Genomic DNA, 19,215 nt, shown 5'->3' with positions numbered 1-19,215 from the left:
GACTTGATTACAGATTCTGCGTTACGAACGAAAGCATCTGGTCGGCGGTGGAGATCACCTTGGAGTTCATCTCGTAGGCGCGCTGGGTGGTGATCATGTTGACCATCTCCTCAACGGTGCTCACGTTGGACGTTTCCAGGGTGCTTTGCAGCGTGGTGCCAAAACCGTTCAGGCCAGGGGTGCCGATTTGCGGTGCGCCGCTGGAGGCGGTTTCCAGGAACAGGTTGTTACCCATGGCCTGCAGGCCGGCCGGGTTGATGAAGTCGGCGGTTTGCAGGTTACCGATCACTTGCGAAGCCGGGTTACCGGCGACGGTGATAGACACGGTGCCGTCGTTGCCGACAGTGAACGTCTTGGCATCAGCCGGTACGACAACGGCTGGCTCCAGGGAGAAACCGTTGGCCGTCACGATCTGGCCGTTGGAATCCAAGTGGAAAGTACCGTCACGGGTGTAGGAAGTGGTGCCGTCCGGTTGAAGGATCTGGAAGAAACCACGGCCGTTGATGGCCATGTCCAGCGGCTGGCCGGTCTGCTGCAGGTTGCCGGCGCTGAAGTTCTTCTGGGTGCCGACGATCTGCACACCGGTACCCAGTTGCAGGCCCGACGGCAGTTCGCTGTCCTGGGTCGATTGGGCGCCTGGCTGTTTCTTGATCTGATAGAGCAAGTCCTGGAACTCGGCACGGTCACGTTTGAAACCCGTGGTCGACACGTTGGCCAAGTTGTTGGAAATGGTGGTCAGGTTGGTGTCCTGGGCGGACAGACCTGTTTTGGCAACCCATAGAGCCGGAAGCATGCTGTTCTCCTTCGTGCGCCTGTTTGTTGGCGCCGCGTTGCAAATTAGTTAGGGGCTATCAGCTCATCTGCATGACGCGAGTCATGGCCTGATCGTCTTCTTTAGCGCTGTTCATCATCTTGATGTGCAGCTCGAACTGCTTAGAAAGCGCCAGCACCGCTGTCATTTCTTCTACGGCATTGACGTTGCTCGCCTGCAGAAAGCCCGAGGTCAGCGTGACCCTAGCGTCGGCTTGAGCCGGCTGGCCATCCTTGGTGTGGATGGTGCCGTCCAGGCCTTTGCTCATGTTCTTCAGGTCCGGCTGGACCAGCTTGATGCGGTCCACTTCAGCCATCACACGCGGGCCTTCACCCATGGCGCGGATGCTGATGGTGCCGTCGGCACCCACTTCGATTTTCTGCTGGGGCGGCACGGCAATCGGGCCACCGTTGCCCATGATCGGCATGCCGTTGCCGGCCCGCAGCACGCCCAATGCATCGACGTTCATGCTGGCGCTGCGCACGTAGGCCTCGCCGCCATCCGGGGTTTGCACGGCCATCCAGCCATCGCCGCTGACGGCAACGTCCAGGTCACGGCCGGTCTCAATCATCGCGCCAGGGGAGAAGTCAGTGCCTGGGCGCTCGGTCAAGGCAAACGCCCGCGCCGGAAAGCTGTCACCGAACACTGGCATCGAACGCGCCTGCTCCAGGTCACGCTGGAAACCATTGGTGGAAATGTTCGCCAGGTTGTTGGCATGGGCCTTCTGCGCCAGAGCATTCTGGCTGGCGCCGGTCATTGCCACATAAAGGTACTTGTCCACGCTCTTTCCTCTTTCTGACGGACGCTTGCCGCCCACCGCTGTACTGATAAGGCTTAAGCAATTTGCGAACCAACTTTGGAAAAGAAGGAGAAGTGCAGGCGGGACGGGGGTTTGGCGGGAGATGGGTGGATTAGGCTGCCGGCTGAGAGTCGAAAAAACGGCGGACTACTGCCGCGTGCGGCAAACACCGGTATTACAGGCGACAAAAATTCAAATGATGTGGGAGCGAGCAAGCCCGCCCCCACAGCTTGCCCCTGTTTAGCCAGTGGGTTATTTGTCGGTCTTGACGACTTCGTAATCGCGCAATTTATTGGCGATGGTGGTGTGCGATACCCCTAACCGCTTGCCCAACTGCCGACTGCTCGGGTGCTCGGCGTACAAACTTTCCAGCACCGCCTTCTCGAAGCGCCCGACAATGTCCTCCAAGCCGCCCTCCAAGGAAAAATCGCCAAGGGGCTGACGCACGCCATAGTCCGGCAGCCGAATATGCTCGGCCTTGACCATCCCGCCATCGCACAACGACACCGCCTGGAATAGCACGTTTTCCAACTGCCGTACGTTGCCTGGCCAGTGGTAGTGGCTCAGACGATCCATCGCAGCCGTCGCGAGCTTCGGCAGCGGGCAGCCGATCTGCCGGCTCGCCTGATCAAGGAAGTGATCCACCAGCGGCGCCAGGCCGTCGAGGCATTCGCGCAGCGGCGGGATATGCAGGGACAGCACATTTAGACGGTGGTAAAGGTCCTGGCGGAATTCGCCACGGGCGCACAGTTCAGACAAGTCCACCTGGGTGGCGCAGATGACCCGCACATCCAGGTACACCTCTTCATCGCTGCCTACGCGGCGGAAGCAACCGTCCTGCAAAAAGCGCAGCAACTTCACCTGCAAGCGCGCGCTCATTTCCCCCACGCCGTCGAGAAACAGCGTGCCGCCCGCCGTCAACTCCAGCAGCCCCAGCTTGCCTTCGGCGCGCGCACCTTCGAACGCGCCGGGGCCGTAGCCGAACAGCTCGGTCTCGGCCATCGACTCCGGCAAACCGGCGCAGTTAAGCGCCATCAACGGCGATTGACCACGCGGGCTGGCCAGATGACAGGCACGCGCGAGCAGTTCTTTGCCGGTGCCGGTTTCGCCTTCTATTAATAGAGGCGCATCCAGCGGCGCCATGCGTCGCGCTTCGCGAACCACGGCGGCCATGACCTTGGAACTCTGGAAAATGCTGTCAAAGCCGCGCAGCTCCTGCTTGCGCACGTTGTAGATGCGTTCACCGACGCGGTCGGCGCGGTGCAACGTCAGCACGGCGCCGGCCATGGCCTCGCTGTCATCATGTTCGGACGATTGCAGTGGCGCGATGTCCGCCAGGAACACGTCACCCTTGACCTTGACCCGCAGGCCGTTGATCCGCGATTTGCTCGCGCGCACCAGCTCCGGCAAGTCGAAGTCCTCGGCATACCGTGACAACGGAATCCCCGGCACTTCATCCACCCGCACCCCGAGCAACTGGGCCGCCGCGCGGTTGGCGGCGACGATGGAACCGCCCATGTCGATCGACAGCACCGGAAACTCCAGGGCGCCGAGCAGCGCATTGAGTTCCATGTGCCGGCGCTCGCTGGGCATCAGCCCTACCCTTTTCACCCCAAACACTCCGGCAATCGCCTCGAACTGCGGGCGCAGCGCCTGGAACTGCATGTTCACCAGGTTCGGGCAGTACAGGTAAATGGCATTGCCATGCTCACCGCCGACCTCGCCCTTGGCGACGTTGACGCCGTACTCCACCAACAGGTTGAGGATGTCCCGCAGGATGCCGATACGGTTCTGGCAGTGCACTTTGATACGCATGAAAAGGCCCGAAAGTTGGGTAAGCGCCGCGTCTTTTTTGTCGCTGGGCGCAGATAGTCGTCAAGATTATGTGACAGCTTTGGGGGTTTTCCCAGCCCAACCCAGCAGCAAACCCGGTATCCGTAACGAATACTTTACGAAAACTGGTAATTTTTCCTACTCAGAGGCGTTTTAAACAGATGGAATCCCGGCGCGCACGGGTTATCAATAGGCTCAACGCAGGACATAACAAGAACGAATGCCTAGCAGGAGAGCCGTATGAAACAGACGCAGTACGTGGCCCGCGAGCCCGATGCGCAAGGTGTTATCCATTACCCGCCAGAAGAACACGCGGTGTGGAACACCCTGATCACTCGTCAATTGAAAGTGATTGAAGGGCGCGCCTGCCAGGAATACCTGGACGGCATCGACAAGCTCGGCCTGCCCCTGGACCGAATCCCGCAATTGGGCGAGATCAACAAGGTGCTGGCCGAAACCACCGGCTGGCAAGTCGCCCGCGTGCCGGCGCTGATTCCCTTCCAGACGTTCTTCGAATTGCTCGCCAACAAGCAGTTTCCGGTGGCGACTTTTATTCGCACCCGCGAAGAACTCGACTACCTGCAAGAGCCGGACATTTTCCACGAGATCTTTGGCCATTGCCCGCTGCTGACCAACCCCTGGTTTGCCGAATTTACCCATACCTACGGCAAGCTCGGCCTGGCGGCCACCAAGGAGCAACGGGTGTACCTGGCGCGCTTGTACTGGATGACCATCGAGTTTGGCCTGGTGGATACGCCCGAAGGTCGGCGCATCTACGGTGGCGGTATTCTGTCGTCGCCCAAGGAAACGGTGTACAGCCTGTCTTCCGAGCCTGAGCACCAAGCCTTCGATCCGCTGGAAGCCATGCGCACGCCGTATCGCATCGATATCCTGCAACCGCTGTACTTCGTGCTGCCAAACCTCAAGCGCCTGTTCGAAGTCGCGCAGGAAGACATCATGGGCATGGTTGAGCGCGGGATGCAGCTGGGGCTGCGCGCCCCGCTCTTCGCCCCAAAGGCAGCCCCCCCGAAGCCCAAGGTTGCTTGAACCTTACTTCTTGAGGCCAGGTGAGTCTGTTCCCTGGCGCCGCGTTGCTTTAGGGTGACGCTACTGACCTTCAAACATTCGAATTCAGGACACCTCCATGACCACCTTGAACCAAGCCCACTGCGAAGCCTGCCGCGCCGATGCCCCGCAAGTCAGCGATGAAGAACTGCCGGTGCTGCTCAAGCAGATCCCAGACTGGAACATCGAAGTCCGCGACGGCGTGATGCAGCTGGAAAAGGTTTTCCTGTTCAAGAACTTCAAATTTGCCCTGGCGTTCACCAACGCCGTGGGTGAAATCTCCGAAGCCGAAGGCCATCACCCAGGCCTGCTCACTGAGTGGGGCAAAGTCACCGTGACTTGGTGGAGCCACTCCATCAAGGGGCTGCACCGCAACGACTTCATCATGGCCGCACGCACCGACGAAGTGGCCAAGGACGCCGAGGGCCGCAAGTAATGCACTTCGATGCCATAGTCCGCGTGCCCGGCGACCCGATCCTCGGGCTGATGGACCTGTATGCCCAGGACACCAACCCGAACAAGTTCGACCTGGGCGTGGGCGTCTACAAGGATGACCAGGGGCTCACGCCCATTCCGCACGCAGTGAAACTGGCCGAGCAGCGCCTGGTAGACACGCAGACCACCAAGACCTACATCGGCGGCCACGGTAATGGTGCGTTCGGCTCGCTGATCAGCGAACTGGTGCTCGGTGCCGATTCGGCGCTGATCCGCGAACGCCGCGCCGGCGCCACCCAGACGCCAGGCGGCACCGGCGCCCTGCGCCTGAGCGCCGACTTCATCGCCCACAATCTGCCCGGCCGTGGCGTATGGCTGAGCAACCCGACCTGGCCGATCCACGAAACTATCTTCGCCAAGGCCGGGATTAAGGTCAGCCATTACCCCTACGTGGGCGCTGACAATCGCCTGGACGTGGCGGCGATGCTGGCTACCCTGTCCAGCGTGCCAGAGGGCGACGTGGTACTGCTGCATGCCTGCTGCCACAACCCGACCGGTTTCGACTTGACCCCGGATGATTGGCGCCAGGTGCTGCAGATCGTGCGCGAGCGCCAACTGCTGCCGCTGATCGACTTCGCCTATCAGGGCTTTGGCGATGGCCTGGAGCAGGACGCCTGGGCCGTGCGCCTATTTGCGGCCGAGCTGCCGGAAGTGCTGGTGACCAGTTCCTGCTCGAAGAATTTTGGCCTGTATAGCGACCGTGTTGGCGCGTTGATCGTGTGTGCGGCGGATGCCGAGACGCTGACGGATGTGCGCAGCCAGCTTGCTAATACGGCACGCAACCTGTGGTCGACGCCGCCGGATCACGGCGCAGCCGTGGTGGCTACGATTCTGGGCGATGCCGAGCTGAAAAAGCGATGGAGCAATGAAGTCGAAGCCATGCGCTCGCGGATCGCGCACTTGCGATCCGGGCTGGTGGAGGCGTTGGCGCCCCACGGTTTATCGGAGCGGTTTGCCCATATTGGAGCGCAGCGCGGGATGTTTTCCTATACCGGCTTGAGTGCCGAGCAGGTCAAGCAACTGCGGGAGAAGCACAGCGTGTACATGGTGAGTTCGGGGCGGGCTAACGTGGCGGGTATTGATGCGACGCGGCTGGCACTTTTGGCGGAAGCCATCGCCGACGTATCCAACTGACGAAACCGGAACCAAATGTGGGAGCGGGCTTGCTCGCGAATGCGGTGTATCAGTCGATGTATAGGGTGACTGACACTCTGCATTCGCGAGCAAGCCCGCTCCCACATTTAGACCGATCAGGGCCGTCAGCCTGTTACCAGTTCAGCCTTTAGCAGTGCCTCTTTCGCCTGCGCATCCGCCAACCGATACAACTCGATACTCCCGTCCCAGTGCTCGATCAACGCCGTGCACGACTCCACCCAATCCCCACAGTTGAGGTAATCCACCTCACCCACCTTGCGAATCTCCGCATGGTGGATATGCCCGCACACCACGCCATGCAACTCGCGCTTGGTCACTTCGTGGGCGATCGCTTCTTCGAAATCGCTGATGAAACTCACCGCCGTCTTGACCTTGTGCTTGAGGTACGCCGACAGCGACCAATAGCCATAGCCATACCGCGCACGCCAATGGTTCAGCCAGCGGTTCAGCGTAAGCGTGAACTCATAGGCCGAGTCACCGAGGAACGCCAACCAACGGTGATAGCGGGTGATCACGTCGAACTGATCGCCATGGATCACCAACAGATGACGGCCATCAGCAGTCACATGCACCGCTTCATCCACCAGTTGAATATTGCCCAGGATCAGCTTGGAGTAGCGGCGCAGGAATTCATCGTGGTTCCCGGTGACGTAGATGACCTCGGTGCCGCGCTTGGCCATGGTCAGCAAGCGGCGGATCACGTTGGTGTGGGCCTGGGGCCAATACATGCCGCCGCGCATTTTCCAACCGTCAATGATGTCGCCTACCAGGTAGACCTTGTCGGCGTGGTAGCCCTTGAGGAACTGCGACAAATGTTCGGCCTGGCAATCCCGGGTGCCCAGGTGCACGTCGGAAATCCACAGGGTACGAACCCGTTGCTTACGGCTGGGTTTGACGAACTCGGCACTGGTCATGGGCATCCCTCGACGCTGTTTTCGCGAGCTTGCGCCTCGGCGGTTAATAGCCCATGACAGCTGTGCGTCAGTCTGATGACAGCGCCGGCCGACCGAGAAGCGTTGTAGACTGCCGGCTTGCAGCCCAGGAGACCGCGATGAGCCCCACTCTCACGCTACGCCATTACCTCGAAGCGCCCATCGCCCACAGCCATGATCATGCGCAGTTGGTGTTCGGCCTGTCCGGACACCTGGATTTCGAAGTGGAAGGCCGTGGCAGCCAGGTGCGCGAAAGCAGCGTGATGGTGCTGCCCTTCTCAGCCCATCATGCCTGTGGCAGTCGCGATGGCAGCCGCTGCCTGGTGCTGGACGTGCCCACCGAGCACTGGGTGCTGCAATCGTTGGGCGAACATGCCGATGCCAGTCGCCGGCTGCTCGATCAACCCACGCGACTCGCCCTGGATTCGCGGCAAAGCCAACTGGTGCAGTGGCTGGCGCAGAGCCCGGTGGATGATCCGCTGATCGTCCAGCAAGGCGCGGTGCTGTTGTTGGCCAGCCTCAATCACCCGCTGGCTCAACCGCTGCCGGGCCGGCGCCTGCCGTACGAGGCATTCAATGCGCATATCGAGCGCCACGTTGCACACCCGCTGCAGGTAGCCGACCTGGCGCGCATCGCAGACCTGTCGGTGGCGCGCTTGCACGCACGGTTCATGGCGGAATGCGGGCAGACGCCGATGGACTATATCCGCCGCCGTCGCCTGCACATGGCCTTGGACCTGCTGCGCAAAACGCCATTACCCATTGGTGAAATCGCCGATCGCGTCGGCTATACCTCGCAAAGCGCATTTGCGGCCGCGATGCTGCGTGAGTTTGGCGCCTCGCCGGGCGCATTGCGGCGCAACGCGTAGGACGAGTCTCGCGATAAAAATCGCGAGCCGGACGACAGACGCCTACGCGGCAGCCCCACTAGACTGCGTTTCTGTCACCCGCTTGATTCAAGGATCGCAATGACTCCCCGCTCAGCCCTCGGCGCCCTGCACATCGGCGCATTGATGTTTGGCCTTACCGGTGTATTCGGCAAACTGGCGGCCGCCTCGCCCGCCATCATCGTCTTTGGGCGTGCCGTGTTTGCCGTGATTGCCCTGGCGCTATTTGCACGGTTCGCGAGCAACACTGCCTGGAAAAAGCTGGAACTGCGCGACTGGCGCCGGCTGCTGGTCAGCGGCGTATTGCTGGCCGCGCATTGGGTAACGTTCTTTATTGCCGTCAAGGTGGCCGGCGTGGCCGTCGCGACCCTGGGGTTTACCGCGTTCCCGGCCTTTACCGTGATCCTCGAAGGACTGATTTTCCGCGAGCGCATTCGCGCCAATGAAGTGCTGTTGGTGGTGCTGGTCAGCATCGGCCTGGTGCTGGTCACGCCGGACTTCAATCTTGCCAGCGAAGCCACCGGCGGGTTGCTCTGGGGGATCGCCTCGGGGCTGCTGTTTTCCCTGCTGTCACTGAACAATCGCGCCAGTTCCGGGCGCATCCCTGCGGTGCAGGCAGCGCTGTGCCAGAACGTGGTGGTTGCAGCGTGCCTTTTGCCGGTCGCGGCGCCTGGGGTGGCGGATGTGCAAGCGATTGACTGGCTGTGGATCGGTTTGCTCGGCGTGTTCTGCACGGGCCTGGCCCACAGCCTGTTTGTCGCCAGCCTCGCGGTGATCAAGGCACGCACGGCTTCGGTGGTGTTTGCCATGGAGCCGGTCTACGGTATCACTGCGGCCTGGCTACTGTTTGCCGAAACCCCGACGCTGCGCATGCTGCTCGGCGGCGTGCTGATCATCGTCGCGATCGTGCTGTCGGGGTTGATGGGCGGCGCCAGCCAGGCCAAACAGCCTGCGGCAACGGCCTGATCTCTGACGCTCACTGCGTGCGGTCGTTGTGCCCTAGATCCCGTTGCGGGTCGATCTGGTCGCGCACGCGCTGCTTGAGCACCTTGGCCTCAGGGAAACCGCCGTCGGCCTTGCGCTCCCAGATCTGCACGCCATCACAGGTGATGCGAAACGCGCCGCCGGTGGCGGGCGCCAGTGACACTTTGCCCAGGTCATCGGCAAACGTGCTCAACAATTCCTGCGCCAGCCAGGCGGCGCGAAGTAGCCACTGGCACTGAGTGCAATAGGTGATGACGATCTCGGGTTTGATCGACGACATAATTTGAGAAGCTCCAGGCGTAACGGGCTTGGCGGATCGAGTGGCTATAATACCGGCCTTTATCGCCCAGCCTTGAGATTCATGATGCGCCGCCTGCTGTCCTGCCTGTTTCTGTGCTTGCTTCCCCTTGTTGCCGACGCCATTGAGCCGCCACGCCCGAAAATCGGCTTGGTGCTGTCCGGTGGCGCCGCCCGTGGCCTTGCGCATATCGGCGTACTCAAGGCGCTTGAGGAGCAAGGCATCCAGATCGATGCGATTGCCGGCACCAGCATGGGCGCGGTGATCGGTGGGCTGTACGCGTCGGGCTATAAAATCGATGAGCTGGAAAAGCTGGCGCTGAGCATCGACTGGCAGCAGGCCCTGTCCGATGCGCCGCCGCGGGAAGACGTACCGTTTCGGCGCAAGCAGGATGACCGGGACTTCCTGGTCAAGCAAAAACTCAGCTTCCGCGACGACGGCAGCCTCGGCTTGCCACTGGGCGTGATCCAAGGCCAGAACCTGGCACTGCTGCTGGAAAGCATGTTCGCCCACAGCAGCAACACGCGTAACTTCGACAAGCTGCCAATCCCCTTCCGCGCAGTAGCGACCGATATCACCACCGGCGAAAAGGTAGTGTTCCGCAAGGGCCACCTGCCCCAGGTGATCCGCGCCAGCATGTCGATCCCGGCCGTGTTCGCTCCGGTGGAACTGGACGGAAGATTGCTGGTGGACGGCGGCATGACCGATAACATCCCACTGGATGTGGCACGGGAAATGGGCGTGGATATCGCCATTGTCGTGGACATCGGCACCCCGCTGCGCTCGCGCAAGCAACTGGCCACGGTGGTGGACGTGCTTAACCAATCCATCACCCTGATGACCCGGCGCAACTCTGAAGAGCAACTCAAGGACCTGCACCCCAAGGACGTGCTGATCCAGCCGCCGCTCGCTGCCTATGGCGTGACCGACTTCGGCCGCGCCAAGGACATGATCGACGCCGGCTACCGCGCTACCCGCGCCCTCGATGCCCGCCTCGCCCATCTGCGCCCCGCAGAGCCAATCGACCCGCAACTGGTGGCCGCCCGTACCCCAGGGGAACGCACGCCGATAATCACCGCCATCAGCGTGGAAAACGACTCGAAAGTCAGCGACGACGTGATCCGCTACTACATCCGCCAGAACCTGGGCGAGCCGCTGGAACTGGGCCGCCTGCAAACCGACATGGGCACCCTGTATGGTCTGGATTACTTCGAACAAGTGCAATACCGCGTAATCAAGAAAGGCAAGGAAAACACGTTGGTGATCAGCGCGCGCGGCAAGCGCAGCGGCACCGATTACCTGCGCCTGGGCCTGAACCTGTCGGATGACATGCGCGGCGATAGCGCCTTCAACCTTGGCGCGAGCTACCGCGTGAACGGTATCAACCGCCTTGGCGCAGAATGGCTGACACGGGTGCAGATCGGTGATCGACAAGAGCTGTACAGCGAGTTCTACCAGCCGATGGACACTGGCTCGCGTTACTTTGTCGCCCCTTATATCAGCGCCCAGGCGCAGAACGTCGAACTGATCCTGGACAACGACCCCATCTCCGAATACCGCCTGGAACGCTACGGTTTCGGCTTGAACGTAGGGCGCCAGATTGGCAACAGTGGCGAAATCCGCTTCGGCGTCGGTGAAGCCTGGGGCAAGGCAGACGTGCGCATCGGCGACCGCGACCTGCCCAGCGTGAGTTTCAGCGAGGGCTTCTATGAGCTGAAGTACTCCTTCGACACCCTGGACAATGTGTACTTCCCCCACACCGGCGAAGAAATCGGCCTGGCCTACCGCGAATTCGAACCGGGGCTGGGCTCGGACCAGCGCTACCGCCAATGGGAGTTCAAGTTGGACAAGGCCATGAGCCACGGCCCGGACACACTTGTGCTGGGGGGGCGCTATGGGCGCACGCTGGATGATTCGGATGTGGTGATTTCCAGCTTCCTGCTGGGGGGCGCGCGGCAGTTGTCGGGCTTCCGCCAGGATGCGATCTCGGGCCAGAACATCAGCTTGATGCGGGCGGTGTACTACCGCCGGCTCACGCCACGCTCGTACCTGCCACTGGATTTCCCGTTGTACCTGGGGGCGTCACTGGAACGCGGCCGCGCGTGGAACAACGACAATGAGTTCGACAGCGGCTATATCAACGCGGCGAGTATTTTCCTGGGCTTTGATACACCGTTGGGGCCGCTGAACTTCAGCTATGGGTTCAATGATGACAACCAGAAGGCGGTGTATTTGAACCTGGGGCAGACGTTCTAAATGATGCGCGAGGCTTTGTAGTGAGCGGGCTTGTCGAATCGTCGCACCGCCCGCTCATACCGTTCAGGACTTTTCCAGATTCGCCAGGATGCGCCCGTGCACGCGCATGCACACACTCAAATCGGCTTCATCCACCCCCACAAACAACTCGTGACGCAACGCCGTGGCGATCGTCTCGATCTGCTCGATCAGTGGCCGGGCGGTATCACACAGCAGGATGCGCTTGGCACGACGGTCTTCCACCACCGCCTGGCGTTGCACCAGGCCCTGGCCTTCAAGGCTGTCCAGCAGGCGGGCGAGTGTCGGCCCTTCGACGCCAACGCTTTGCGCCAACTCACGCTGGGTGGGCGCTTCTTCGAAACGGGCCAGGTGCAGCAGCACCAGCCACCGAGCCTGGGACAAGCCAAGCCCCGCCAAACGGCGGTCCAGCTCGGCGCGCCAACCACGAGACATCTGCGCCAGTTGCATGCCAAATCGGTGTTGATCGGTTAACGGCATAAAAAGCTCTTGTTTTAGACTGAAAATAAAGTGTGGCTAATTATTAGTCAGCTAAGCATGAGCGTTGCCAGTAGGCAAGAGTTGCTATGTACTGATCTGTTACATTGTCGTAATTGGCGCACTAAATCTCGAATTCAGACTGCAAAGCCGCCCGCACGCAGTACAAAACACCCTCAGGAACACGCCCGGTGAACAGCGGCGCGATCTCCGCCACAGGTGGCAATTCGCCCTCCCCGTCGAGGAACGCATCCTGGATTTCGCCGAGCAGATCCTCTGGCAAATCAAGCGCCTGCTCCAACGACAACTGCTGCTTGCCGATGGATTCCGCCAGCAAGGTGTAGACGTTCTTCTCCGAGCATTGCAGTTGGCCGGCGATCTGGATCGGGGTCATGCCGGCGCGTGCCAGGCTGATCAGTTCGTGGCGGATATCGGCAACTTCCTTTGGCGCTTCGGCCTGGCCGCCGAGGACTTCGAGGAAAGCCTGGCCGTAACGCTCCAGCTTACGCGCACCTACGCCGCTGACCCGCGCCATCTCGGCCATGCTGGTGGGTTGCTCGCGCAACATCTCCAGCAGGGTGGAGTCGGGGAAAATAACGTACGGCGGCACGCTGTGTTCCTGCGCCAGTTTGCGGCGCAGGGTGCGCAAGGCTTCCCACTGCTCGCGCTCTTCACCACGCACCAGTTGGCTGGCCTGGCTGGTGCTGCTCTTGGCGGTGGTCTGCGGTTTGAGGTCGCGGCGCAACTCCAGGCTCACTTCGCCCTTGAGCAACGGCCGGCAACTGTCGTTGAGGCGCAGGCCGCCATAACCTTCGATGTCGATGTCCACCAGCCCGCGTGCAACCATCTGCCGGAACAACGAACGCCACTCTCCGTCGGCGCGGGCCTTGCCGACGCCGTACACCGACAGTTTCTCGTGGCCGAAGCTGCGCACTTTCTCGTTGTCCTTGCCCAGCAACACGTCCACCAAATGACCGACGCCATAACGCTGGCCCGTGCGATAAATAGCGGACAGAGCCTGACGCGCCGGCTCAGTGGCGTCCCAGGTCTGCACGCCATCAATGCAGTTGTCGCAATGGCCGCAAGGCTCAGGCATGTCTTCGTCAAAATACGCCAGCAAGGTCTGGCGACGGCAACGAGTCTCTTCACACAGCGAGAGCATCGCGTCGAGCTTGTGCTGCTCCAGGCGTTTGTGACGCTCGTCGCCTTCGGAGTTCTGCAGCATCTGCTTGAGCATCACCACGTCTTGCAGGCCGTAGACCATCCAGGCATCCGCCGGCAGACCATCACGGCCGGCGCGACCGGTTTCCTGGTAGTACGCCTCGAGGGATTTGGGCAGGTCCATATGCGCGACAAAGCGCACGTTGGATTTGTCGATGCCCATGCCGAACGCGATGGTGGCTACCATGATCAGGCCTTCCTCATTGAGGAAGCGCTTCTGGTGCGCAGAGCGCGTTTCGTTGGGCAGCCCGGCGTGATAAGGCAGCGCCGGGTAGCCTTGCTCGCAGAGGAACGCGGCGACTTCATCAACTTTTTTGCGCGACAGGCAATAGACGATGCCCGCGTCGCTGCGCCGCTCGGACAGGAACGCGAGCAACTGCTTGCGCGGCTGCTCCTTGGGTACGATGCGGTAGAAAATATTCGGCCGATCGAAGCTCGACAGGAAGCGCTCGGCGTTCTGCAAGTGCAGCCGCTCGACGATTTCTTCGCGGGTGCGCTTGTCGGCGGTGGCCGTCAGGGCGATACGCGGAACGTCGGGGAACAACTCAGCCAATTGCCCCAGTTGCAGGTATTCGCGACGGAAATCGTGGCCCCATTGCGATACGCAGTGGGCTTCGTCGATGGCGAACAGGGCGATTTCCAGGCTCTGCAGAAAGGCCAGCATGCGCGGCTGCACCAGGCGCTCAGGGGCCAGGTAAAGCATTTTCACTTCACCGCGCTTGATGCGGGCCGCCAGGTCGCGCTGTTGCTCGGCACTGAGGGTAGAGTTCAAGGCCGCCGCAGCGACGCCGAGTTCTTCCAGGGTTGCCACTTGGTCGTCCATCAATGCGATCAGCGGCGACACCACCACCGCCAGGCCATTGCGCAACAGCGCCGGCACCTGGAAGCACAACGACTTGCCGCCCCCGGTAGGCATCAAGACCAGTGCGTCACCACCACTGGCCACGCGCTCAATGATCGCACCCTGGCGGCCACGAAAACTGTCGTAGCCGAAGATGTCCTTGAGGACGCGTTGAGCCTGCTCGAGCATGTAAAACTCCAAAAAAGTGCGCAAATCCCTCTGTACAGGCTGGTCGAAAAAACACGATCTCACGGGAAATAATCCGTAAGCGAAGTTTTCGCGCGCTGGGCTTGACCTGCGAGGGCATCACAAAACGCGGCAGTATACCCGAGCGATACCCGGCAAAGGGCGCCACTGACGAATTGCAGCCCGTCTCTTAAAGCGGGCAAATCTGCATGGCGGCTGGCCTGGGCGCTCAAGAAAGCCTAGAATTCAGCATCGTTTATTTCCAAGGTAGTCCTTCAATGTCCTTCGCTGAGCAACTAACCCGCCTGCAAGCCTTCCTCGACGCCGATGAGCTGCATGACGAGGCGCTGGACTACGTGGCCGCCCACGGCTACCTGACCGCCCTGTCGATCTGCGCCGAGATCGTACCCGACCGTGAATGGATCGACGCACTGTTCGCCGAAGAGCCGCACTACGCCGACGACGCCCAACGCGAAGAAATCGAATCCACCCTGTTGGCCCTCAAGGCCCACATCGGTCGCCAACTGGCGTCGGACGAAGAATTCGAGCTGCCATGCGAGCTGGACCTGGGCGAAGAGCCGGACGACTCCGACCTGCGCGGCTGGTGCATCGGTTTCATGGAAGGCGTGTTCCTGCGCGAAGCCGCCTGGTTCGAAACTGCCGAGGAAGAAGTCAGCGAAATGTTGTTGCCGATCATGGTGGGGTCGGGCCTGTTCGACGACCAGCCGGAGTTCGCCGATATCGCCGCCGACGCCAACCTGATGGACGACATGATCGTACAGATCCCGGAAGCCCTCACCGCGCTGTACCTGCTGTGCAACGCCCCTGACGAAAAACCGGCGATCCTCAAGCCACGTCACCACTGAGTCGCTTGCCCGTGACACCCATGGGCAATCGTTCGCTGCTCTTGCGCTACGTGCTGCTGGCCATCGGCTGGTTGAGCGTAGCGCTGGGAGTGATCGGCATTTTCCTACCGGTCTTGCCGACTACGCCCTTCCTGCTTCTCGCCGCCGCTTGCTTCGCCCGAAGCTCCCCACGCTTCTACCACTGGCTGGTGCAACACCCGCGCCTGGGTCCGTGGATCCGTGACTACCTGGACGGCAACGGTATCCCTCTTAAAGGCAAGGTCTACGCCATCGGCTTGATGTGGTTGAGCATCAGTGTGTCCTGCTACCTAGTGCCATTGCCGTGGGCACGTGGCTTCATGTTGACCAGTGCCGTGCTGGTGACGATCTACATCCTGCGCCAAAAGACCCTGCCGCCCCGGTAACGGCGGCGTCCGACTTGCCTGCGAGCGAGCCCTCTACGTGGCCGCTGTCGAGGCATCGAACCGCCGGCTCTCACACGCACCACTCACCCGACCTTGGTCGACACTGACTAACCCCGAGCATCATGCGAGACTGTCCAGCCGGGCCTGGAATGCTCGGGTGTTCCCATGCTCGGAGTTACCATGACGCTGTCCAGCGGGCTGATCGCCGCCGTTGCCCTGGCCTATATGGCCATTATGTTTGCCATCGCCTTTTATGGTGACCGTCGCCGTGCGCCACTGCCGCCGCGCATGCGTGCCTGGGTGTATAGCCTGTCACTGGCCGTGTATTGCACCAGCTGGACCTTCTTCGGTGCTGTAGGTCAGGCCGCCGAACAGTTGTGGGCATTTTTACCGATCTACCTGGGCCCGGTGCTGTTGCTGGTGTTGGCACCTTGGGTCCTGCAAAAGATGATCTTGATCAGCAAGCAGGAAAACATCACGTCCATCGCCGACTTTATCGCCGCGCGCTACGGTAAATCCCAATCGTTGGCGGTGGTGGTCGCGTTGATATGCCTGGTGGGGGTACTGCCCTACATCGCGCTGCAACTCAAAGGCATCGTGCTGGGAGTCAATCTGCTGATCGGCGCTGGCGCCGACACCACCGGCACTCGTGCTCAAGACACCGCGCTGATCGTGTCGCTGGTGTTGGCGCTGTTCACGATTGTCTTCGGCACACGCAACCTCGACGCCACGGAGCACCACCGCGGTATGGTGCTGGCGATTGCGTTTGAATCCCTCGTCAAGCTGTTCGCGTTTCTCGCGGTCGGCGCGTTTGTGACCTACGGTTTGTACGACGGATTCGGCGACCTGTTCAGCCAAGCGATGCTCGCCCCCCGCCTGGATGAATACTGGAAAGAGACCGTTAACTGGCCGTCCATGGTGGTGCAGACCGGCGTGGCCATGATGGCGATCATCTGCCTGCCTCGGCAGTTCCATGTCACGGTGGTGGAGAACATCGACCCTCAGGATTTGCGCCTGGCCAAATGGGTGTTTCCCGCGTATCTGATTCTTGCCGCGCTGTTTGTAGTACCGATCGCCTTGGGCGGCAAGATGCTGCTGCCCAGTTCGGTAATGCCGGACTCCTACGTGATCAGCCTGCCGATGGCCGAAGCCCATCCCGCACTCGCCGTACTGGCGTTTATCGGCGGCGCTTCAGCGGCCACCGGCATGGTGATCGTGGCGAGCATTGCCTTGTCGACCATGGTTTCCAACGACATGTTGCTGCCATGGCTGCTGCGCCGTTCCGGCGCCGAGCGACCGTTCGAAGTGTTCCGCCACTGGATGCTGTCGGTACGCCGGGTCAGCATCGTGATCATCCTGCTGTTGGCCTACGTGAGCTATCGCCTGTTGGGCTCAACCGCGAGCCTGGCGACCATCGGCCAGATCGCCTTTGCAGCCGTCACCCAACTGGCGCCGGCCATGCTCGGCGCCCTTTATTGGAAGCAAGCCAACCGACGCGGTGTATTCGCGGGGCTCGCTGCGGGCACTTTCCTGTGGTTCTACACTTTGGTCCTACCGGTTACGGCGAAAAGCCTGGGTTGGTCCCTTAGCCTTTTTCCAGGACTGACGTGGATGCACTCGCACCCACTGGGTCTGTCCGTCACCTCATTGACCTTGGGCACCGTGTTTTCCCTGGCAGGTAACTTCACGCTGTTTGTGTGGGTGTCGATGCTGTCCCGCACGCGGGTTTCCGAACATTGGCAAGCCGGGCGGTTTATCGGCCAGGAAATCAGCCAGCGCGCCACCGCGCGCTCGATGCTGTCGGTGCAGATCAGCGACTTGCTCAGCCTGGCCGCACGCTTTGTGGGTGAGGAACGGGCACAGCAAAGCTTTATCCGCTTTGCCTATCGCCAAGGTAAAGGCTTCAACCCCAATCAGAATGCCGACAACGAGTGGATCGCCCACACCGAGCGGTTGCTGGCGGGTGTGCTCGGTGCATCGTCGACCCGGGCGGTGGTGAAAGCCGCCATCGAAGGGCGCGAAATGCAGCTGGAGGACGTAGTACGCATCGCCGATGAAGCGTCGGAAGTGCTGCAGTTCAACCGCGCATTGCTTCAAGGCGCTATTGAGAACATCACCCAGGGCATCAGCGTGGTCGATCAGTCCCTCAAACTGGTGGCCTGGAACCGGCGTTATCTGGAGCTGTTCAATTACCCGGACGGTCTGATAAGCGTCGGTCGGCCGATTGCCGACATCATCCGCTACAACGCCGAACGCGGCCTGTGCGGGCCGGGCGAGGCCGAGGTTCACGTGGCGCGGCGCCTGCACTGGATGCGTCAGGGCCGCGCACATACCTCTGAACGTTTATTCCCCAATGGGCGGGTGATTGAGCTGATCGGCAACCCGATGCCCGGCGGCGGTTTCGTCATGAGCTTCACTGACATTACCGCCTTCCGCGAAGCCGAGCAGGCACTCACGGAGGCCAACGAAGGCCTGGAACAACGGGTGACCGAGCGCACCCATGAGCTGTCGCAGCTCAACGTGGCGCTCACCGATGCCAAGGGCGTGGCCGAGTCCGCCAGCCAGTCGAAGACGCGCTTCCTGGCGGCGGTCAGCCATGACTTGATGCAGCCCTTGAACGCTGCACGCCTGTTCTCCGCCGCCCTCTCCCATCAGAACGAAGGTCTGTCCGGCGAAGCCCGGCAATTGGTGCAACACCTGGACAGCTCGCTGCGCTCCGCCGAAGACCTGATCAGCGACCTGCTGGACATCTCACGCCTGGAAAACGGCAAAATCAATCCGCAGCGCCAGCCTTTTGTTCTCAACGAACTGTTCGACACCTTGGGCGCAGAGTTCAAGGCGCTGGCCCAGGAGCAGGGTCTGCGCTTCCGCCTGCGCGGCAGTCGAGTGCGTGTCGACAGCGACATCAAGTTACTGCGGCGAATCCTGCAGAATTTCCTCACCAACGCCTTCCGTTATGCCGACGGCCCGGTGCTGCTGGGCGTACGTCGACGCAAGGGCGAACTGTGCCTGGAGGTGTGGGACCGTGGCCCCGGGATACCGCTGGATAAACAGCAGGTGATCTTCGAAGAATTCAAACGTTTGGACAGCCACCAGACCCGCGCGGAGAAAGGCCTGGGGCTTGGCCTGGCCATCGCGGACGGCCTGTGCCGTGTGCTGGGGCACCGCCTGAGCGTGCGCTCATGGCCTGGAAAAGGCAGCGTATTCAGTGTGCGCGTGCCATTGGCGCGCAACCAGGCCAGCCCGCAGGTCAAGACACCACAGGAAACCGGCCTGCCGCTGACCGGTGCTCAGGTGCTGTGCGTGGATAACGAAGAGAGCATTCTGATCGGCATGCGCAGCCTGTTGACGCGCTGGGGCTGTGACGTGTGGACCGCGACGGACAAGGCGCAATGCGCGGCGTTGCTGGCGGATGGCGTGCGCCCGCAACTGGCACTGGTGGACTACCACCTGGACCATGGCGAAACCGGTACTGAGTTGATGGGTTGGCTGCGCGCGCAATTGGCGGAGCCGATTCCCGGCGTGGTGATCAGTGCCGACGGCCGCCCGGAGATGGTGGCCGAGGTGCATGCGGCGGGGCTGGATTATTTGGCTAAACCGGTCAAGCCGGCGGCGTTGCGGGCGTTGCTGAGTCGGCATTTGCCGCTGTAAATTGTTTGTACCCGCTCGCACATTTTTGGGCTGTGT

At 61.3% G+C, this 19,215-nt stretch carries 16 protein-coding genes; 9 read left to right on the top strand and 7 right to left on the bottom strand.

What is annotated here, in order from left to right; all coding sequences use genetic code 11:
• Positions 1-7: 7 nt before the first annotated feature.
• The 3 genes from flgG to AACY36_RS09545 form a co-directional block, all read right to left on the bottom strand.
• Positions 8-793, bottom strand: a complete 786-nt coding sequence (flgG, locus tag AACY36_RS09555; protein ID WP_185703632.1) for a flagellar basal-body rod protein FlgG — start codon at positions 791-793, stop codon at positions 8-10.
• A 58-nt stretch (positions 794-851) separates the two neighbouring features.
• Positions 852-1,592, bottom strand: a complete 741-nt coding sequence (locus AACY36_RS09550) for a flagellar basal body rod protein FlgF (protein ID WP_065873760.1) — start codon at positions 1,590-1,592, stop codon at positions 852-854.
• 270 nt (positions 1,593-1,862) lie between these two features.
• The gene (locus AACY36_RS09545) at positions 1,863-3,425 is read right to left on the bottom strand and encodes a sigma-54-dependent transcriptional regulator (protein ID WP_339416644.1); all 1,563 of its coding nucleotides are present in this window, start codon (positions 3,423-3,425) and stop codon (positions 1,863-1,865) included.
• Positions 3,426-3,683: 258 nt separating this feature from the next.
• Between AACY36_RS09545 and phhA the strand changes: the two genes are divergently transcribed.
• The 3 genes from phhA to AACY36_RS09530 all read left to right on the top strand — a co-directional run bounded on the left by phhA (position 3,684) and on the right by AACY36_RS09530 (position 6,137).
• Positions 3,684-4,490, top strand: a complete 807-nt coding sequence (phhA, locus tag AACY36_RS09540) for a phenylalanine 4-monooxygenase (protein WP_339438380.1) — start codon at positions 3,684-3,686, stop codon at positions 4,488-4,490.
• 97 nt (positions 4,491-4,587) lie between these two features.
• On the top strand, positions 4,588-4,944 hold the full coding sequence (locus AACY36_RS09535) for a 4a-hydroxytetrahydrobiopterin dehydratase (RefSeq protein ID WP_076952964.1): 357 nt from the start codon (positions 4,588-4,590) through the stop codon (positions 4,942-4,944).
• Entirely contained in the window at positions 4,944-6,137 is a 1,194-nt protein-coding gene (locus tag AACY36_RS09530) for an amino acid aminotransferase (protein WP_339497009.1), read from the top strand. Before AACY36_RS09535 ends, AACY36_RS09530 begins: the two co-directional genes overlap by 1 nt.
• A 125-nt stretch (positions 6,138-6,262) precedes the next feature.
• On the opposite strand, the gene AACY36_RS09525 is transcribed toward AACY36_RS09530, so the two are convergent.
• Positions 6,263-7,072 carry a UDP-2,3-diacylglucosamine diphosphatase gene (locus AACY36_RS09525; protein ID WP_339416648.1) on the bottom strand — a complete coding sequence of 270 codons (810 nt, stop codon included), beginning with the start codon at positions 7,070-7,072 and terminating at the stop codon, positions 6,263-6,265.
• A gap of 137 nt (positions 7,073-7,209) precedes the next feature.
• Between AACY36_RS09525 and AACY36_RS09520 the strand changes: the two genes are divergently transcribed.
• On the top strand, positions 7,210-7,959 hold the full coding sequence (locus AACY36_RS09520; RefSeq protein ID WP_339416650.1) for an AraC family transcriptional regulator: 750 nt from the start codon (positions 7,210-7,212) through the stop codon (positions 7,957-7,959).
• Positions 7,960-8,058: 99 nt separating this feature from the next.
• Entirely contained in the window at positions 8,059-8,943 is an 885-nt protein-coding gene (locus tag AACY36_RS09515) for a DMT family transporter (protein WP_339416652.1), read from the top strand.
• Between the two features lie 10 nt (positions 8,944-8,953).
• Here the strand turns inward: AACY36_RS09515 and AACY36_RS09510 are convergent, their stop codons facing one another.
• On the bottom strand, positions 8,954-9,241 hold the full coding sequence (locus tag AACY36_RS09510) for a SelT/SelW/SelH family protein (protein ID WP_065873766.1): 288 nt from the start codon (positions 9,239-9,241) through the stop codon (positions 8,954-8,956).
• Between the two features lie 84 nt (positions 9,242-9,325).
• On the opposite strand from AACY36_RS09510, the gene AACY36_RS09505 reads away from it, so the two are divergent.
• Positions 9,326-11,515, top strand: a complete 2,190-nt coding sequence (locus AACY36_RS09505) for a patatin-like phospholipase family protein (RefSeq protein WP_339416767.1) — start codon at positions 9,326-9,328, stop codon at positions 11,513-11,515.
• A 63-nt stretch (positions 11,516-11,578) separates the two neighbouring features.
• On the opposite strand, the gene AACY36_RS09500 is transcribed toward AACY36_RS09505, so the two are convergent.
• Positions 11,579-12,013 (bottom strand): MarR family transcriptional regulator, encoded by a 435-nt coding sequence (locus tag AACY36_RS09500; protein WP_304630168.1) that lies wholly within the window; start codon positions 12,011-12,013, stop codon positions 11,579-11,581.
• A gap of 121 nt (positions 12,014-12,134) precedes the next feature.
• Positions 12,135-14,261 carry a DNA helicase RecQ gene (recQ, locus tag AACY36_RS09495; protein WP_339416657.1) on the bottom strand — a complete coding sequence of 709 codons (2,127 nt, stop codon included), beginning with the start codon at positions 14,259-14,261 and terminating at the stop codon, positions 12,135-12,137.
• Between the two features lie 275 nt (positions 14,262-14,536).
• Between recQ and AACY36_RS09490 the strand changes: the two genes are divergently transcribed.
• The 3 genes from AACY36_RS09490 to AACY36_RS09480 all read left to right on the top strand — a co-directional run bounded on the left by AACY36_RS09490 (position 14,537) and on the right by AACY36_RS09480 (position 19,179).
• Entirely contained in the window at positions 14,537-15,124 is a 588-nt protein-coding gene (locus AACY36_RS09490) for a YecA family protein (RefSeq protein ID WP_339416658.1), read from the top strand.
• A 20-nt stretch (positions 15,125-15,144) separates the two neighbouring features.
• Complete coding sequence (locus tag AACY36_RS09485; protein WP_065873769.1) at positions 15,145-15,528, top strand: YbaN family protein; 384 nt, start codon at positions 15,145-15,147, stop codon at positions 15,526-15,528.
• Positions 15,529-15,708: 180 nt separating this feature from the next.
• A complete protein-coding gene (locus tag AACY36_RS09480; RefSeq protein ID WP_339416659.1) occupies positions 15,709-19,179 on the top strand; it encodes a hybrid sensor histidine kinase/response regulator in 3,471 nt (1,156 codons plus the stop codon).
• Positions 19,180-19,215: the final 36 nt, after the last annotated feature.

The sequence above is a fragment of the Pseudomonas sp. EA_15y_Pfl1_P101 genome (assembly GCF_963970835.1).
GTDB classification, from domain to species: Bacteria; Pseudomonadota; Gammaproteobacteria; order Pseudomonadales; family Pseudomonadaceae; genus Aquipseudomonas; species Aquipseudomonas tritici.
Note: the sequence above shows the minus strand (reverse complement) of the source record. Positions and strands in the feature narration are given on the sequence as shown.

Coding starts and splice junctions, on each gene's coding strand:
- AACY36_RS09530 (WP_339497009.1), top strand. CDS start 4,944: ATGCACTTCGATGCCATAGTCCGCGTGCCCGGCGACCCGATCCTCGGG.
- recQ (WP_339416657.1), bottom strand. CDS start 14,261: ATGCTCGAGCAGGCTCAACGCGTCCTCAAGGACATCTTCGGCTACGAC.
- AACY36_RS09525 (WP_339416648.1), bottom strand. CDS start 7,072: ATGACCAGTGCCGAGTTCGTCAAACCCAGCCGTAAGCAACGGGTTCGT.
- AACY36_RS09500 (WP_304630168.1), bottom strand. CDS start 12,013: ATGCCGTTAACCGATCAACACCGATTTGGCATGCAACTGGCGCAGATG.
- AACY36_RS09480 (WP_339416659.1), top strand. CDS start 15,709: ATGACGCTGTCCAGCGGGCTGATCGCCGCCGTTGCCCTGGCCTATATG.
- flgG (WP_185703632.1), bottom strand. CDS start 793: ATGCTTCCGGCTCTATGGGTTGCCAAAACAGGTCTGTCCGCCCAGGAC.
- AACY36_RS09485 (WP_065873769.1), top strand. CDS start 15,145: ATGGGCAATCGTTCGCTGCTCTTGCGCTACGTGCTGCTGGCCATCGGC.
- AACY36_RS09490 (WP_339416658.1), top strand. CDS start 14,537: ATGTCCTTCGCTGAGCAACTAACCCGCCTGCAAGCCTTCCTCGACGCC.
- phhA (WP_339438380.1), top strand. CDS start 3,684: ATGAAACAGACGCAGTACGTGGCCCGCGAGCCCGATGCGCAAGGTGTT.
- AACY36_RS09520 (WP_339416650.1), top strand. CDS start 7,210: ATGAGCCCCACTCTCACGCTACGCCATTACCTCGAAGCGCCCATCGCC.
- AACY36_RS09515 (WP_339416652.1), top strand. CDS start 8,059: ATGACTCCCCGCTCAGCCCTCGGCGCCCTGCACATCGGCGCATTGATG.
- AACY36_RS09535 (WP_076952964.1), top strand. CDS start 4,588: ATGACCACCTTGAACCAAGCCCACTGCGAAGCCTGCCGCGCCGATGCC.
- AACY36_RS09545 (WP_339416644.1), bottom strand. CDS start 3,425: ATGCGTATCAAAGTGCACTGCCAGAACCGTATCGGCATCCTGCGGGAC.
- AACY36_RS09510 (WP_065873766.1), bottom strand. CDS start 9,241: ATGTCGTCGATCAAACCCGAGATCGTCATCACCTATTGCACTCAGTGC.
- AACY36_RS09505 (WP_339416767.1), top strand. CDS start 9,326: ATGCGCCGCCTGCTGTCCTGCCTGTTTCTGTGCTTGCTTCCCCTTGTT.